1 pseudogene is annotated in these 264 nt (G+C 39.8%); it reads right to left on the bottom strand.

What is annotated here, in order from left to right:
• Positions 1-35: 35 nt before the first annotated feature.
• Positions 36-264 (bottom strand): annotated as a pseudogene (locus HMPREF2701_RS00785) (hypothetical protein); the annotation flags it as partial.

The following is a 264-nucleotide window of genomic DNA, read 5'->3' as shown; positions in this document are numbered from 1 at the left end:
TATTTTTTTCTTAAAATCACTTTTGATATATAGTCTCACTCGTCTTCCTCATCGTCATCCAACTCCACTTCTCCATGAATTCGGATATACTCCTCGCGCTTCCTATCCAATTCTTCCCAGAGGGGCTCATCAATGGTTTTCATAGCCTTTATCTCTTCCAAACTAATATTGACCGCTTCATCGTAGGTCAAGTTCAGCAAGTCTGCGTGTTTCGTTTTGAATTGTTCAATATTCAGCCATGTTTCTTTGTCGTCTTCGCTGATT

Source organism: Streptococcus sp. HMSC077D04 (assembly GCF_001808785.1).
Taxonomy (GTDB): Bacteria; Bacillota; Bacilli; order Lactobacillales; family Streptococcaceae; genus Streptococcus; species Streptococcus mitis_BX.
Note: the sequence above shows the minus strand (reverse complement) of the source record. Positions and strands in the feature narration are given on the sequence as shown.